Origin of the sequence: Phenylobacterium sp. SCN 70-31, assembly GCF_001724605.1 — a bacterium.
In the GTDB taxonomy this organism is placed as follows: Bacteria; Pseudomonadota; Alphaproteobacteria; order Caulobacterales; family Caulobacteraceae; genus Phenylobacterium.
In genome coordinates this window covers 26735-42856 of record NZ_MEEX01000030.1, presented here as the reverse complement: position 1 = coordinate 42856, position 16122 = coordinate 26735, and the positions used below count along the sequence as shown (strand labels likewise).

12 protein-coding genes and 1 tRNA gene are annotated in these 16122 nt (G+C 70.1%); 7 read left to right on the top strand and 6 right to left on the bottom strand.

Annotated elements, in window-relative coordinates:
- Positions 1-93: 93 nt before the first annotated feature.
- From lptD to ABS78_RS19160, 5 genes are read left to right on the top strand one after another with little or no spacing between them, the layout of a single operon-like run.
- Entirely contained in the window at positions 94-2469 is a 2376-nt protein-coding gene (gene lptD / locus ABS78_RS19180) for an LPS assembly protein LptD (RefSeq protein ID WP_293383175.1), read from the top strand.
- A 43-nt stretch (positions 2470-2512) separates the two neighbouring features.
- The gene (locus tag ABS78_RS19175) at positions 2513-3871 is read left to right on the top strand and encodes a peptidylprolyl isomerase (RefSeq protein WP_293383172.1); all 1359 of its coding nucleotides are present in this window, start codon (positions 2513-2515) and stop codon (positions 3869-3871) included.
- Between the two features lie 23 nt (positions 3872-3894).
- Positions 3895-4893 (top strand): 4-hydroxythreonine-4-phosphate dehydrogenase PdxA, encoded by a 999-nt coding sequence (gene pdxA, locus ABS78_RS19170; RefSeq protein ID WP_293383229.1) that lies wholly within the window; start codon positions 3895-3897, stop codon positions 4891-4893.
- Positions 4890-5729 (top strand): 16S rRNA (adenine(1518)-N(6)/adenine(1519)-N(6))-dimethyltransferase RsmA, encoded by an 840-nt coding sequence (rsmA, locus tag ABS78_RS19165; protein ID WP_293383169.1) that lies wholly within the window; start codon positions 4890-4892, stop codon positions 5727-5729. Before pdxA ends, rsmA begins: the two co-directional genes overlap by 4 nt.
- 46 nt (positions 5730-5775) lie before the next feature.
- The gene (locus ABS78_RS19160) at positions 5776-6780 is read left to right on the top strand and encodes a DUF2891 domain-containing protein (protein ID WP_293383166.1); all 1005 of its coding nucleotides are present in this window, start codon (positions 5776-5778) and stop codon (positions 6778-6780) included.
- Position 6781: 1 nt separating this feature from the next.
- Here the strand turns inward: ABS78_RS19160 and ABS78_RS19155 are convergent, their stop codons facing one another.
- Both ABS78_RS19155 and ABS78_RS19150 read right to left on the bottom strand, forming a co-directional pair.
- Positions 6782-8719: an NAD(P)/FAD-dependent oxidoreductase gene (locus ABS78_RS19155; protein ID WP_293383164.1), complete on the bottom strand. Its 1938-nt coding sequence runs from the start codon at positions 8717-8719 to the stop codon at positions 6782-6784.
- A gap of 118 nt (positions 8720-8837) precedes the next feature.
- Positions 8838-9749, bottom strand: a complete 912-nt coding sequence (locus tag ABS78_RS19150; protein WP_293383161.1) for an aldo/keto reductase — start codon at positions 9747-9749, stop codon at positions 8838-8840.
- A gap of 61 nt (positions 9750-9810) precedes the next feature.
- Between ABS78_RS19150 and ABS78_RS19145 the strand changes: the two genes are divergently transcribed.
- A tRNA-Val gene (locus tag ABS78_RS19145) sits at positions 9811-9887 on the top strand.
- Between the two features lie 11 nt (positions 9888-9898).
- Here the strand turns inward: ABS78_RS19145 and ABS78_RS19140 are convergent.
- The 4 genes from ABS78_RS19140 to lon form a co-directional block, all read right to left on the bottom strand.
- Complete coding sequence (locus tag ABS78_RS19140) at positions 9899-11299, bottom strand: peptide MFS transporter (RefSeq protein WP_293383158.1); 1401 nt, start codon at positions 11297-11299, stop codon at positions 9899-9901.
- 24 nt (positions 11300-11323) lie between these two features.
- On the bottom strand, positions 11324-11905 hold the full coding sequence (locus ABS78_RS19135; protein ID WP_293383155.1) for a TMEM165/GDT1 family protein: 582 nt from the start codon (positions 11903-11905) through the stop codon (positions 11324-11326).
- A gap of 356 nt (positions 11906-12261) precedes the next feature.
- On the bottom strand, positions 12262-12537 hold the full coding sequence (locus tag ABS78_RS19130) for an HU family DNA-binding protein (protein ID WP_293383152.1): 276 nt from the start codon (positions 12535-12537) through the stop codon (positions 12262-12264).
- 200 nt (positions 12538-12737) lie between these two features.
- Positions 12738-15134, bottom strand: coding sequence for an endopeptidase La (gene lon, locus ABS78_RS19125; RefSeq protein WP_293383149.1), 2397 nt, complete (start codon positions 15132-15134; stop codon positions 12738-12740).
- Between the two features lie 357 nt (positions 15135-15491).
- Here lon and ABS78_RS19120 point away from each other — a divergent pair, with 357 nt between their 5' ends.
- The gene (locus ABS78_RS19120) at positions 15492-16103 is read left to right on the top strand and encodes a nuclear transport factor 2 family protein (RefSeq protein WP_293383146.1); all 612 of its coding nucleotides are present in this window, start codon (positions 15492-15494) and stop codon (positions 16101-16103) included.
- The last annotated feature ends 19 nt before the right edge of the window (positions 16104-16122 follow it).

The following is a 16122-nucleotide window of genomic DNA, read 5'->3' as shown; positions in this document are numbered from 1 at the left end:
AGGGGATCGAGAAGGTTGATGAGTCCGCGCCGGCGCACGCCGCGACCCCCCCGCGCACTGGCCGACTCAGCCCCGGCCGGCGGCGCGCTCCCCATGCGGCGCGCCCTCATGACGCGGCACGCCCTCATGGCCGGGGCGGCGATCTCGCTGATCGCGACCCTGCCCGCCGTCGCCCAGACGCCGGCCCCCACGACGCCGGCCCCCACGACGCCCGCCCAGGCGAAACCGGCCCAGGCGACGCCGGCAAAGGCCGCCGCGCCCAGCCCCGACGGGCTGCAGCCGGGCGAAATGTACATGGAGGCCGACGAAGTCGTCCGTGACGACGACGCCGGCGTCACCACGGCCAACGGCAATATCGAGGTGCGCTACAACGGCCGCACGCTGCGCGCCGACCGGATGGTCTACGACGACGCCACCGGGGTCATCCGCGCCACGGGCAACATCGCCGTCGTCAACGAGGACGGCACCTCGGAATACGCCAGCGAGATCGTGCTGGACGACGACATGCGCGCGGGCGTGGCGCTGGGGTTCTCGGCCCGCCTCCAGGAGAACGTGAAGATCGCGGCCGCCACCGCCGCGCGCCGCAACGAGACCATCGAAGAGCTGACCAAGGCGATCTACACGCCCTGCGAGACCTGCGCCGCCGACGGCTCGCCCCGCACGCCCACCTGGTCGATCGCCGCCGACCGGGTGATCCGCGACAAGGAGCGGCGGATCGTCTACTACCGCAACGCGCGGTTCAAACTGTTCGGCCTCTCGGTGGCCTACCTGCCGCTGTTCTGGCACGCCGACCCCCAGGCGCAGCGCTCGTCGGGGTTCCTGGTTCCCAAGGCCTCGGCGTCGGACCGCCGCGGCTTCTCGTACGAACAGCCGTACTACTGGGCGATCTCGCCCTCGATGGACCTGACGGTCAGCCCGCAGATCAACACCAAGATCGCCCCGTTCCTGAACGGCGAGCTGCGCAAGCGCTTCTATTCCGGCGAAGTGTCCATGCGGTTCGGCTACACCCACGCCAAGGACTTCGACGGCAAGGGCAACGAGTTCGGCCCCGAGACCGACCGCAGCTACATCCTGGCGCGCGGCGCCTTCCAGGTGGACGAGAAGTGGCTGTGGGGCTTCACCGCCGAGCGCACGTCGGACGACCTGATCTTCGACAAGTACGAGGTGGGCAAGGTCTACGTCAGCCGGGGCCCCTACGTGGCCGACGACCGGCGGCTGATCTCGCAGCTCTACACCGTCCGGCAGGACCAGCGATCCTACTTCTCGGCCGCCGCCATGACGATCCAGGGCTTGCGGCCGGGCGCCTTCAACCCGATCACCGGCCTGAACTCGGGCGAGAACGACCGCGTCTTCCCCGTCATCGGCCCGCTGATCGAAGGCCACTACGAGCCGGCCTCGCGCGTGGCGGGGGGGCGGCTCAGGATCCACACCAACGCCGTGGTGCTGAGCCGCGAGCAATCGCCCACCGACCTGACCCAGCGCCTGCCCGGCCTGGACAGCGCCCGCGCCACGGGCGAGCTGGACTGGCGGCGCGCCCTCACCACGCCGGGGGGCCTGCGCGTCGAACCCTTCCTGTCGGCGCGGGTCGACGGCTACCGCATCCACGACATCCTGACCGGCGTCGGCTCGGCCACGCGCAAGGACAGCATGACCCGCGCCCTCGCGACGGCCGGCGTGGACGTGACCTATCCCTTCTTCCGCCGCTTCAGCGACACCACCGTGGTGATCGAGCCGGTGGTCCAGGTCGTGGCCTCGCCCGACGCCAAGCAGGTGGTCATCGGCCGCACCGCCGCCGGCGACCCGATCTATCTCAACGAGGACAGCGTCGCGTTCGAGTTCGACGAGACCACCCTCTTCCGCTCGAACAAGTTCCCCGGCTACGACCTCTACGAGGACGGCCTGCGGATGAACGTGGCCGGCCGCGCCGCGGTGCTATGGGACGACGGCCGCCGGGCCAACCTGCTGATCGGCCGCAGCTTCCGCGCCGACCGCAACGAGGTGTTCACCGCCCGCACCGGCCTGCGGACCAAGGCGTCCGACTGGGTGGTGGCCGCCGACGCCCAGCCGATCCGGGGCCTGTCGGTGTTCGCCCGCGCGCGGCTGGACAACGACACCCTCGACGTCCGCCGCCTCGAAGCTGGCGCCAACGTGGCGAACAAGTACGGCTCGGGCTTCGTGCGCTACCTGACCGACGATTTCGACATCAACGGCGTGAAGCGCGAGAACCTGGACCTCGGCGGCGAGGTCTATCTCGGCAAGAACTACGGCGTCAGCCTGTACGGCAACCGCGACCTCGCCCGCGACGCGTGGGTGATCCGGGACGTGGGCGTCTTCTATCGCGACGACTGCCTGCGGGTGGACGTCATCTATCGCCGCGAAGACACGATCATCGGCCGCCTGCTGCCCAGCGAGTCGGTGTCGGTCCGCCTAACGCTCGCCACATTGGGCGGCTCATTCAACAGCAGGTAAGATGGCGGCCGATATGCGCGCCCGTGAAGGAAACCATTCGCCCATGAAGCGGAGTTTGTCGGGATCGCCGGCGTTCGGCGTACTGATCGCCTGCGCGCTCCTCGCCGCGCCTCACCAGGCCTCGGCCCAGCCTGCGGGCCAGACCCCGGGCCAGGCGGCGGCGGGCGAGGCGCCGGCGGCGCCGGCGGCGCCGGCGGCGCCCACCGGCCTGTCTGAATCGGTCGCGGCCGTCGTCAACGACGCCATCATCTCGACCTACGATCTCGCTCAGCGCATGCGCCTGCTGATCGCGACGTCGGGCGTCCAGCCGACCCAGGAGAACCTGCCGCAGTTCCAACGCGAAGCGCTGGTCTCGCTGGTGGACGAGCAGCTCCAGTTCCAGGAACTGCGCCGGGTCGAGCGCGAGCAGAAGATCGAGATTCTCGCCGACAACGCCGAGGTCGACGAAGAGATCGCCGACATGGCCCAGCAGAACAACATGAGCCGGGAACAGTTCCTCGGCTTCCTGGCGTCGCGCGGCATCGGCGTGGACACGCTGCGCCAGCAGATCCGCGCCAGCATGAGCTGGCAGCGGTGGATCCGGGGCCGGTACGGCAGCCGCCTGCGCATCGGCGACGACCAGATCGCGGCCACCCAGGCGCGGTTCGCCGCCGAGGCCGCCAAGCCTCAGTACCAGATCGGCGAGGTCCTGATCGACGCCAGCCGCGTAGGCGGCATGCAGCAGGCCATGGCCGGGGCCCAACAGCTCGTCACGCAGATGCAACAGGGCGCCCCCTTCCCGGCCGTCGCCCGGCAGTTCTCGGCCCTGCCCACGGCCGCGACGGGCGGCGACGCGGGCTGGGTCAGCGCGGGCGAGATGCCGCCCGAGGTCGAGGCCGTGCTGGAGCAGATGCGCCCCGGACAGCTCTCGCAGCCGATCGCGGTGCGGGACGGCGTCTACATCCTCTATCTCCGCGACAAGCGCGCCGGCGGCAGCGCCACCCTGGTCAACCTCAAGCAGGCGGCCGTGGCCCTGCCCCAGGGCGCCAGCGCCGACGACGAGGCCGCGGCCCGCAGCAAGCTGGCCGCGCTCAAGCCCCAGATCCGGGATTGCGCCACCCTGGAGGCCACCGCCGCCCAGGCCCAGGGCGTGGTGGCCGGCGACCTGGGCGAAGCCGAACTGGACGACCTGGCGCCGCAGTTCCGCGAAGCGGCCGAAAAGCTCGACATCGGCCAGGTGTCGGACCCGATCCGCACCGCCGCGGGCATGCACCTCATCGCCGTCTGCGGAAAGCGCGCGGCCGGCGCCGGGGCGATCGACAAGGAACAGGTCGAACAGCGGCTGTTCAGCCAGCAGCTCGGCATGATCGCCCGCCGATACATGCGAGACCTGCGCAACTCGGCCACCATCGAGACGCGGTGACGCCCCGTCCGCCCGTCCAGCCCCTGGCCCACACACTGGCCCTGAGCCTCGGCGACCCCGCCGGGATCGGCCCCGAGATCGTCGTCAAGGCCTGGCGGGCGCTGCGCAACGAGGCGGTCCCGTTCTTCGTCGTCGGCGACGCCCAGGCTCTCGCCTCGGCGCCGGGCGGCGGCGCGCCTGTGCAGGCCATCTCGGGGCCCGACGAAGCCGCCGCGGCCTTTCCCGAGGCCCTGCCGGTCCTGGACATTCCCCTGCGGGCGCCGGTGGTGGCGGGCAAGCCCGACCCCGGCGCCGCCGACGCGGTGATCCGCTGGATCGAAACCGCCGTCGGCCTGGCCCTCTCGGGGACCGCAGGCGGCGTGGTCACCGCGCCCATCGCCAAGGCCCCGCTCTATGCGGCGGGCTTCCGGTTTCCCGGCCACACCGAATTCCTCGGCGAGCTGACGGCCGCCACCCGGCACGACGGGGCGCGGGGGCCGGTGATGATGCTGACCGCCGGAGACCTGAGGACCACGCTGGTCACCGTCCACGAGCCGCTGGCGAAGGTTCCGGCCGCGCTGACCATCGAGGGGATCGTCAACACCGGCCTCGTCACGGCCCAGGCCATGCGGCGGGACTTCGGCATCGCCGCGCCGCGGATCGCGGTGGCGGGCCTCAACCCCCACGCCGGCGAGAGCGGGACCATCGGCCAGGAGGAGACCCGCGTCGTGACGCCCGCCGTCCGGGCGCTCCGGGACCTGGGCGTCGACGCCCGGGGTCCCTACCCCGCCGACAGCCTGTTTCCCGCCGAGGTGCGCGCCACCTACGACGCGGCCGTCTGCCTCTATCACGACCAGGCGCTGATCCCTGTGAAGATGCTGGACTTCTGGGGGGGCGTGAACGTGACCCTGGGCCTGCCCATCGTGCGGACGTCGCCCGATCACGGCACCGCCTTCGACATCGCCGGCCGCGGGATCGCCCGGCCCGACAGCCTGATCGCCGCCATCCGCCTGGCCGCCGAGATCGCCGGGCGCCGGCGGTGAGCCTGGACGGCCTGCCGACCCTGCGCGCGGCGCTGGAAGCGCACGGGCTCTGGGCGAAGAAGTCCTTCGGCCAGCACTTCCTCCTCGACCTCAACGTCACCCGCAAGATCGCCCGGCTGGCCCAGGTGGGCGACGGCGACCACGTGATCGAGGTCGGCCCCGGTCCCGGCGGCCTCACCCGCGCCCTGCTGGAGACCGGCGCGCGCGTCACCTCCATCGAGAAGGACCAGCGGTTCCAGCCCCTTCTCGGCGAGGTAGCCCAGGCGTGCGACCGGCTGGCGCTGGTCTTCGGCGACGCCCTGGCCGCCGACGAGGCCGCAATCGCGGCGGGCGCGCCGGCGCACGTGGTCTCGAACCTGCCCTACAACGTGGGCACGCCGCTGCTCATCAAGTGGCTCACCGGCCCCTGGACCCCGGCCTCGCTGACGCTGATGTTCCAGCGCGAGGTGGCCGACCGCATCACCGAGGGCCCCGGCGAGCGCGCGTATGGCCGCCTCGGCGTGCTGGCCCAGGCCACCTGCCGCGCCGAGCGCGTGCTGGACGCCCCGGCCCGCGCCTTCACCCCGCCGCCCAAGGTCGATTCGGCGGTCGTGCGGCTGGAGCCCCGGCCCGACCGGCCCTCGCCGGAACGCCTGGACGCGCTGCAACGCGTCACCGCCGCCGCCTTCGGCCAGCGCCGCAAGATGCTCCGCGCCAGCCTGAAGTCCCTGCCCGGCGACGGCCTGGCGGGCGAGGACCTCGTCCGAGCGGCGGGCCTCGATCCGCAGGCGCGGGCCGAGGTGATCCCGGTGGACGGCTTCCTGACCCTCGCCGACGCGTGGCTGGCGGGGCGCTAAGGCCGCGCGGCCTTGCCCCCGGCGGACGGCGGTAGGATCCTGTCGCATGCCCTCGCACCCCGGACTGACGGCGGACGTCGCCTCGCGCTTCGCCCGCATCGCCCTGGGCCATGTGGCGCGCGAATATCCCAACAAGATGGATCACGTGCTCGACGGCCGGGCCGATGTGCGGGGGCCGCGCGACCTGCACCCCGTCTATTTCGGCAGCTTCGACTGGCACTCGTGCGTCCACGGCTACTGGACGCTGGCGACGGTGCTGCGTCGGCATCCCGACATCCCCGAGGCGGCGGCCATCCGCGCCCTGTTCGGCGACGCCTTCACCCCGGACAAGGTCGCCGCCGAGGCCGCTTATCTGGCGCGGCCCTCGTCGCGGGGGTTCGAGCGGCCCTACGGCTGGGGCTGGCTGCTGAAGCTCCAGGCCGAGCTACTGGCCCACGATGCGCCCTGGGCGGCCACCCACCAGCCCCTCGCCGACGCCTTCGCGCAGAGGTTCCGGGATTTCCTGCCGCTGGCGATCTTCCCGATACGCACGGGCGTCCACAGTTCGACCGCCTTCGCCCTGACCCTGGCGGCCGACTACGCCGACGCCGTGGGCGACGCCGGATTGCTGCCGCTGTTCGAGGCCCGCGCCCGCGCCTGGTACGGCCAGGACCGCGCCGCCCAGGCCTGGGAGCCGTCGCTGGACGACTTCCTGTCGCCGACGCTGATGGAGGCCGCCTGCATGGCCCGGCTCGGCGCGGCGGACGACTTCCGGCCGTGGTTCGACGCCTTCCTGCCCGAGGTCGGCGAACGCCGCCCGGCCAGCCTGTTTGCGCCCGTCGCGCCGACCGACCGCACCGACGGCAAGATCGCTCACCTGGACGGCCTGAACCTGTCCCGCGCCTGGTGCTGGCGCACCATCGCCGCGGCCCTGCCGGCCGACCATCCCGCACAGGACGTCATGGCGGCGACGGCCGAGCGCCATCTCGCCGCCGCCCTGCCCCACGTGGCGGGCGACTACATGGGCGAGCACTGGCTGGCCTCGTTCGCCCTGCTGGCCCTGCTGGCCTAGCTTAGCTGCTGGCCTGGCTTACGGGTTCGGGCGCCCGCGCCAGCACGAAGTCGTCGGGGTTCGGCGCCAGCGTGGCCTTCCAGTAGTCGATCAGGCCGAAGGGCCAGTTCTGGCTGACCCGGCCGAAGCTGTTCTTGTACCAGGAGGAGACGTTGGGCGCGCCCCAGGCCCAGCCGGCGTTGGCCTCGTCCACCCGGCGGTTGAAGTCGTCGTAGACGGCCTGCTTCGGCTCCAGCGCCACAGCCCCCGTCTCGGCCAGCAGCTTCAGGCAGCCCACGATGTAGCGGACCGAGCACTCCGAGAAGAAGATGATCGAGCCGTTGACCACGATGTTGGTGTTGGGCCCGTAGATCGTGAACAGGTTCGGGAAGCCCGGGTGCGTCATGCCCAGGTAGGCGCGCGCGTCGCCGCCCCAGCTCTCGTGCAGGTCCTGCCCCCCACGGCCCTTGATCTTGAGGAACGACAGGAAGTTCGAGGCCTGGAAGCCTGTGCCGTAGATCAGCACGTCGAATTCGTGCTCGGTCCCGTCGGCGGTGACGACGCCCTTTGGGGTGATGCGCACGGTCTTGTCGGTCACCAGCGACACGTTCGGCCGCTTGAGGGCCGCCAGCCAGACCCCGTTGTCCAGCACCGAGCGCTTTCCGCCGATCGGGTACTGGGGGATCACCTTGCCGGCCAGGTCGGGACGGTCGGCGATCTGCGCCTGAAGCGACTGGGTGGCCATCTCGCGCAGCATGGCGTTCTCGGGGCCGACCGCGTCGGGGCCGCCGTTCCAGTTCGGGTCGGACTTCACCATCGGCAGGAAGCCCTCGGTGGTCATCCAGAACAGCCAGAAGCGGTACCACTTGTCGAAGTAGGGCACGTGCTCCAGCGTCCACTTCATCCCCTCGGGCACGTCCTCGTGGTAGTGCGGCACCGGCAGGCCCCAGGGCGGCGAGCGCTGGAAGACCGTCAGGCTGGCCACGTCCGGCGCGATCTCGGGGACGAACTGGTAGGCCGAGGCGCCCGTCCCGATCACGCCCACCCGCTTGCCCTTCAGGTCCACGTCGTGGCGCCACTCGGCCGAATGGAAGGCGGGTCCCTCGAAGCTGCCCAGACCGTCGATCTCGGGATAGCGGGGCCGGTTGAGCTGGCCGACCGCAGTGACCACCGCCGTCGCCTCGACCACCTCGGTCTTGCCGTCCTTGCCCTTCAGCGTGGCGCGCCAGACGCTGCGGCCCTCGTCCCAGGCCAGGGTCTCGACCAGCGTCTCGAAGCGGATGTGTTTCTTGAGGTCGTACTTGGCGGCGATGCCGCGGAAATACTCCAGCAGCACCGGCTGGGGCGAGAAGTGCTGGGGCCAGAAGTGGTTGGGCTCGAACGAGTAGCTGTACATGTGGTTCGAGTTGTCGACCCGGCAGCCGGGATAGGTGTTCTCGAACCAGGTGCCGCCCACGTCGGCGTTCTTGTCCACGATCTCGAACGGGACGCCGGCCTGGGTGAGGCGGATCCCGGTCAGGAGGCCCGACATGCCGGCGCCCACCACCAGCACCTTGAGCTTGCGCGCCGCCGCCTTGAGCGCGGGCTGCTCGAACTGCGGGTCCTTGCTGGACCGGCCGTTCAGGGTCAGTTCGTCGAGCAGGAAGTCCACGTACTGTTCGGGGATCGGCGCGCCGGCCACGAAGTCCATCTGGCGGCGCAGGGTGGCGACGTCGGGGCCGGGCATGGCCAGCGGCTTGCCGTCCAGGTGCGCGCGGATCGCCTCGGCGGCCAGCTTGCGGATCCTGGCCTGTTCCTCGTCGGGGATGCCCGTGTCGCCGCGCGAGAGCGGATTGTAGACGGGCGTCCATTCGCTGCGCAGCCAGCCGGCGTCGCCGGTCATGTGGACCAGCGCGGTGAGCAGGGCCGGAAGGTGCGCGTCCTTCAGGATCTCCTCGATGTCGAGCGAAGCGTCGGCCATGTCGATCCTGCCCTAGTCTGTCGTGTTTCTGGTTCTCGTTGTTCCGTCTCGCCAGAATGCCCCCGCGCGGCGGCGGGCGGAAGACTCACGTCGCGTCAGCCGTCGGCCCCCGGCCCGATCACCCCTGGGCCGCGCGGATGCGGTCGCGCAGGGTTTGGGACAGCGTCATCCCCGACGCCGCCAGGTTCTCGCGCAGATGCGCCGGCCGCGTGGCGCCGAACACGGCCGCGCTGACGCCGGGATCGTCCAGCACATAGGCCAGGGCCGCCTGGCTGCCGGTCATGTCCGGCAGGTCGTGGAGGAAGCGGAAAGCGCGACCGCGCGCCAGTTCGCCGCGATGGCGGGCCAGGCCGCGGGCGGCGTACCAGAGGTCCTGCGGCCCCTTGAGGCGCGACAGCAGCGGCCGGGTGTGGCCCATCGCCAGAGGCATCCCCGCCAGGACCCCCTTCCCCGCCGCCGCCGCCCGGGCGATCAGCGGCCGGCGCTCGGGCCGCAGGACGTTGTAGTCCACCATCACCACGTCGATCTGCGGCAGACCGGCAGCGTGGGCGATCACGTCGGGATCGAAGCTGTTCAGCCCCACCGCGCGGGCCACCCCGCGGGCCTTCAGGTCCTCCAGCGTGCGCAGCATCTCCGCGTCCAGTTCCCCCACCGAGGGGCCGTGCAGCTGCAGAAGGCCCAGGCTCTCCAGGCCGAGGCGCTTCAGGCTGCGCTCGGCGCTGGCGGCGATGGCGGCCGGCCGCATGTCGCGCCCGATGCGGCCGCCGCCCGCGTGGAAGGTGCCGGCCTTGGTGGCGATCACCAGGCCGGACGTGTCGCGCCCCTTCAACGCCCGGCCCAGCCGGGGTTCGGCCTCGCCGGCCGAATAGCTGGCGCCGGTGTCGAACAGGGTCACGCCCCGGTCGATGGCCTCGTGGACCAGTTCCAGGGCCTCGCGCTCGGGAAACCGCGGCTTGCCCCACCAGCTCGCACAGCCGAAGCCCAGCTCGGAGACTTCGAGGCCGGTCTTCCCCAGCGCGCGGCGACGCATCGACAGAACCTCCCGCCACACCCTGGAACTCCGGGGCGTCATTCACTAGTAAGGACCGCCCGGGCGGCTAGCTCAGCTGGTTAGAGCACCTCGTTTACACCGAGGGGGTCGGGGGTTCGAATCCCTCGCCGCCCACCAACACCTTCCGATCAGGCCCCCGCTCCGTTCGTCCGCGCGCCGACCGCCTCGGGGCTGAGCCAGGCGGCGAAGACCCGGCCCACCAGCAGCAGAAGCACGGCCGCGCCTGCGGCGATGCCCGTGTGGATCAGCCAGAACTGGCTGGCCGGCATGCGTTCGAGCCAGGTCCCCAGGATGCCCACGATCTGATTCCCGGCCACGAGGTGCAGGTAGTAGACCCCGATGATCGTGCCCCCGATCGCCGCCGGCGCGGCGCGGGCGTAGAGCGCCAGCGACACCGGCATCATGTTGGCGAAGGCGATGCTGTTGAGCACGTGGAAGGCGACGCACCACCACAGGCTGACCTGGGTTCCCGCCGCCTCGGCGGTGATCGCGCCCACGGCCAGGCAGGCGGCGCCCGAGACGGCGACGAAGGCGCCGATGGTCAGCTTGCCCATCTCGTCCGGTTCGGGGAACCGCTTGGCCCACAGGCGCCAGAACACCACCATCGCGAACAGGAAGGTCACCGAGACCGAGCTGTCCAGGGTGATGAGCCAGGTGGTGGGCAGCCGCTCGCCGCCCAGGCTCAGGTCGACGCCACGGTCGGCCCAGACGAGGTAGGCGTTGAAGATCTGCTGGTTGATCAGCACCGCCGAGGTCAGCACCGGCAGCAGCAGCACCAGGACGGCGACCGTCCGCCATTCCGACGGCCCCAACCGCGGGCGCGGCGCGCCCGCCGTCCGCCTCAGGGGGGGATCGGGCGGCAGGTGGCGGCGCGCGAGCAGGTAGATCGCCAGCGAGATCAGCATGCCGACGCCGGCGGCGCCGAAGCCCCAGTGCCAGCCCACCTTCTCGCCCAGGGTGCCCGCCACCAGCGGCGCGGCGATCACCCCGGCGTTGATGCCCAGGTAGAATATCTGAAAGGCGTCGGCCCGGCGGAGGTCCTTCTCGCCGTAGAGCGCCCCCACCTGCCCCGCGATGTTGCCCTTGAAGCAGCCCGTCCCCAGCACGAGGCAGAGCAGCGCCAGGAGGAAGGTGGCGTCGAAGGCCATCAGGAAGTGACCCGACGCCATCAGCAGCGCGCCGAGCGTGATCGTCCGCGTCCGCCCCAGCACCCGGTCGGCCAGCAGGCCGCCCAGGATCGGGGTCAGATAGACCAGGCTGGTGTAGAGGCCGAAGATCGCCGAGGCGACCGCCTGGGGCGACGGTCCCGGCCGGTACACCGCCTGGATGAAGCCGTGGAAGGCCTCGTAGCCGACGATCTGCTCCACATGCGGCGCGAAGAGCAGGGTCTTCGACATGTAGAGGACCAGCAGCGACTGCATCCCGTAGTAGGAGAAGCGCTCCCAGGCCTCGGTGAAGGCGAGGTAGCCCAGCCCCTTCGGGTGGCCGAGAAAGGCCGTATCGTTCCGGTCGACGGTCGCTGAGGTCATGGGAATCCCTGTTCGCGGCGGACCTTAGAAGGAAAACCCCGACTTGAGGAAGGCGGCGACGAGGACGCCCACGCCGATGAGCGCGAAGACGACGGCCGCCGCGATGCGGACGAACTTCAGCGGCACGACCTTGGTGGCCGCCTCACCCACCAGAACGGCCGGGATGTTGGCCAGCATCATCCCGAAGGTGGTGCCCAGGGTGACCAGGAAGATCTCGTTGAACCGGGCCGCCAGCAGCGTGGTCGCGATCTGGGTCTTGTCGCCGATCTCGACCAGGAAGAAGGCGACCAGCGTGGTCAGGAAGACGCCGCCCGCCGACCGGTTGGCCGCCGCCTCGTCGTCCTTGTCGGGGATCAGCGCCCAGGCGGCCATGAGGATGAAGCCCACGCCGATGGCGATCTGGAAGGCCGGGCCCGAGAGCCACCGGGCGATGAAGTAGCCGAGCGAGGCGGCCGCGGCGTGGTTCAGAATGGTTGCGACGAGAATCCCCAGGATGATGGGGACCGGTCGCCGGAACCGGGCGGCCAGCATCAGGGCCAGGAGTTGGGTCTTGTCGCCGATTTCGGCGACGGCCACGAGGCCGGTGGAGACGAGGAAGGCTTCCAAGGTGCACACTCACGGGGACGCGGCGTTTCGACACGACGACACGAGACCTCCGCCGCGCCCGTGGGCTAGTGAGGCCGCATCGCCGGTCTCGCCAATCCAGGCCCCTGAAGGCCCGCCGCTCGCGCCATGCTTCGGCCCCGAAGGACGTCGGCAAGTCTGTTGACGCGGGCTCCGCTGTCCTGCGGACGGCTACTCCCCGAAGAAGCGTGGTCCTTAGCCCAGTCCGGACGAAAGCGGAAGCCGGTTCTATCGCGCCCGTCGTTTCGCCGCCGCCTCGCCCGTGGGGCCGACGGACGCGCCCGAACGAAAAGAGCGGCCGCGTTCGGCGGCCGCCCTCTCTCCTCGTATCCGTCGCGTCAGCTGTTCAGGGTGGTCTTGAGCGCATCGCCCACGCGAAAGCGGCAGGTCTGAGTCGCGGGGCGCGTCACCTTCTCGCCGGTGCGCGGATTGCGCGCCGTGCCGGCGGCCCGCTGGACGGGCACGAAGCTTCCGAAACCCACGAGGCGGACCTCGTCGCCGGCCTTCAAGGTGGTCGAGACGGAAGCGATGAACGCGTCGAGCGCGTCCTTGGCCTGCGCCTTGTTGAGACCCGCCTTGTCAGCGATCGCCGAGACCAGTTCGGCCTTGGTCATCTGCGTTTTCTCCCAGCCCAATTCTCGTTGTCTGACGCGGTGAGTCTTGGGCCACCGCCCACCTGCGCCTTACGCGAATTGACGCATGACAACGCCGGGCCGTCAAACGGCGGCGGCGCGGGAGTTCCTCCCGCGCCGCCCTTCACTCAGGAATGTGATCACCCGGGGCGAAAGCCGCCCGGGGATACCCGGCCTTCGAACTAGTGCAGGCCCATCGCGTCGGCGGGGTCTTCGCTGTCGGCGGCCACGGCCACCGGCTCGACTTCCTTCCACTCGATCGCGACCGGCGCGCGGGTGAGCGCCCGCGCCAGCACCTCGTCCATCGTGTTGACCGGGATGATCTCCAGTTCCGACTTCACGTTGTCCGGGATGTCGGCCAGATCCTTCTCGTTCTCCTCCGGGATCAGCACCGTCTTCACGCCCGAACGCAGCGCTGCGAGCAGCTTCTCCTTCAGACCGCCGATGGCCGTCACCCGGCCCCTCAGCGTGACTTCGCCGGTCATGGCGATGTCGGCCCGGATCGGGATGCCCGTCAGCACCGAGACGATGGCCGTGGCCATGGCCGCGCCGGCGGACGGACCGTCCTTGGGCGTGGCGCCGTCCGGCACGTGAATGTGGACGTCCGTACGCTCGAAGATCGGCGGCTCGATGCCGAACTTCGTCGCCCGGGCGCGGACATAGCTGTTCGCGGCCGAGATGGACTCCTTCATCACGTCCTTCAGGTTGCCGGTCACGGTCATGCGACCCTTGCCCGGCATCTTGACGGCCTCGATCGTCAGGATGTCGCCGCCGAAGTCGGTGTAGGCCAGGCCGGTGATGATGCCGACCGCATCCTCCTTGTCGGTCTCGCCGTAGCGGTACTTCTTGACGCCCGCGTACTTCTCCAGCCGCGCCTCGTCGACGGTGATCGAGATCAGCTTCTCACGCATCAGGTCGCGGACCGTCTTGCGCGCCAGATTGCCCAGTTCACGCTCCAGGTTCCGGACCCCGGCCTCCCGCGTGTAGTAGCGGATCAGGCCGCGGATGCTGTCCTCGGGCACCACGAACTCCTCGGGCTTCAGCCCGTGGTCCTTGGTGAGCTTGGGCAGGATGTGCCGCTTGGCGATCTCGACCTTCTCGTCCTCGGTGTAGCCGGGGATGCGGATGATCTCCATGCGGTCCAGCAGCGGCTGGGGCATGTTGAGCGAGTTCGCCGTGGTGACGAACATCACCGGCGACAGGTCGTAGTCGACTTCGAGGTAGTGGTCCCCGAACGTCGAGTTCTGCGCCGGGTCCAGCACCTCGAGCAGCGCCGACGACGGATCGCCGCGCCAGTCGGCGCCCATCTTGTCGATCTCGTCCAGCAGGAAGAAGGCGTTGGTGGTCTTGGCCTTCTTCATCGACTGGATGACCTTGCCGGGCATCGAGCCGATGTAGGTGCGCCGGTGACCGCGGATCTCGGCCTCGTCGCGCACGCCGCCTAGGGAGACCCGGACGAACTCGCGGCTGGTGGCCTTGGCGATCGACTTGCCGAGCGAGGTCTTGCCGACGCCGGGCGGGCCCACCAGGCACAGGATCGGGCCCTTCAGGGTCCCCACGCGGCTCTGCACCGCCAGGTACTCCAGGATCCGCTCCTTGACCTTCTCCAGGCCATAGTGGTCCGCGTTGAGGATGTCCTCGGCCTTCTGCAGATCGATGGGCTTCTGCTTGGACTTGCCCCACGGGATCGAGAGCAGCCAGTCGAGGTAGTTCCGCACGACCGTGCTCTCGGCCGACATCGGGCTCATGTTGCGCAGCTTCTTCAGCTCGGCCTCGGCCTTCGCGCGGGCTTCCTTGGAGAGCCGGGTCTTCTTGATCCGCTTCTCCAGCTCGATCAGCTCGTCGCGATGGTCGTCCTGCTCGCCCAGCTCGCGCTGGATCGCCTTCATCTGCTCGTTGAGGTAGTATTCCCGCTGGGTCTTCTCCATCTGCCGCTTCACGCGGTTCCGGATCTTCTTCTCGGTCTGCATGACCGAGATCTCACCCTCCATCAGGGCGTAGACCTTCTCCAGGCGCTTCACGACGTTGAAGACCTCGAGGAGCTGCTGCTTCTCGGCGATCTTGACCGAGAGATGGCCCGCGATGCGGTCGGCCAGCTCGCTGGGGTTGTCGATCTGCGGGATCGCGGCCAGGGCCTCGGGCGGGACCTTCTTGTTCAGCTTCACATAGTTTTCGAACTGCTCGATCACCGCGCGCGACAGGGCCTCGGCCTCGGGCGAGCCGACGCCGTCCTCCTGGACCATGGTGATCTCGGCCTCGTAGAACTCCTCGCGGCCGGTGAAGCGGGCGATGCCCGCCCGCGCCTTGCCCTCGACCAGCACCTTCACGGTGCCGTCGGGCAGCTTCAGGAGCTGGAGGATGGTGGCCACGACGCCGACGTCATAGATGGCGTTCGGCGACGGATCGTCGTCGTCCTTGTCCTTCTGGGTGGCCAGAAGGATCTGCTTGCCCTCGGCCCGCATCGCCTCTTCCAGAGCGCGAACGGACTTCTCCCGGCCCACGAACAGCGGCACCGGCTGGTGAGGAAAGACCACGATGTCCCGCAAGGGCAGGATCGGCAGAATCTTGTTCTCTGACATGATGCTCTAAACTCCTGGCGGGCCCCTTGCCTGGCGACGCCGCCTGTCGGATCGCAGTCACCCAGACGATGCGCCTGAGTCGGACGACCCGTCCGCCGGACCTCGGCGGTTTGCTCGACGCTTTATGTGGACGGTTTCCCTGGGCTTTCAAGCTTGGCAGGACCCTTGCGCGACATTGGGTCCCTCATATGGCCCCTCCCCGCCCCTCCGGGGTCCTTCGGGGCCCTCGGGCGCAAGCTCTCCGTCGGCCATTTCCCGCTCGCCGCCTGGACGACGTCGGCTAGTGTTCGTCCCCAACCCTGGCGCCACCGCTGTTCCCGCAGGGCCCGGCCCCATCCCCCGCCGCAGGTGAAACCCATGATCGACGATGTTGTGGCCCGACTGGGCGAATTCGAGGATCGCCGGAAGATCGCCGATCTGATCCTCGACTACTGTCGCGGCGTCGATCGCTGCGACGACGCGCTCCTGCGCGCCACCTACTGGCCCGACGCCGTCGACGACCACGGCGCGGGGGACCGGCCGGCGATGGCCTTCTGCGATCGTGTGCTGCCCATCCTGCGCGAACACTGCATTTCCACCATGCACCTGGTGGCCAATTCGCGCGTCACCCTCCAGGGGAACCGGGCGTTCGCCGAGACCTATGTCGTGGCTCGCCACTATCTCGGGTCGGCGCGGAGTCTGGAGGTGTTCGTCGGCGCGGCCGCCGCCGAAACGATCCTCGGCGCGTTCCCGAAGCCGGCGCGGGACGCGCCCTTCGAATATCACGCGGGCGGTCGGTACCTCGATCGGGTCGAGCGGCGCGAGGGCGAATGGCGGTTTGCGCACCGCCGGCTGGTGTTCGACTGGACCGAAGCCCACCCGGCCTCTCCGGCGCTGCTGGTCGACATCGGCCGGACGTTCGGCCGCCGCGACCCGTCGGACGCGGCGTACGCCCTGTTCGCCTCGTCCGGTCCGGAGGACGCGCGCTAGACGAGAGTCTCAGCCGACC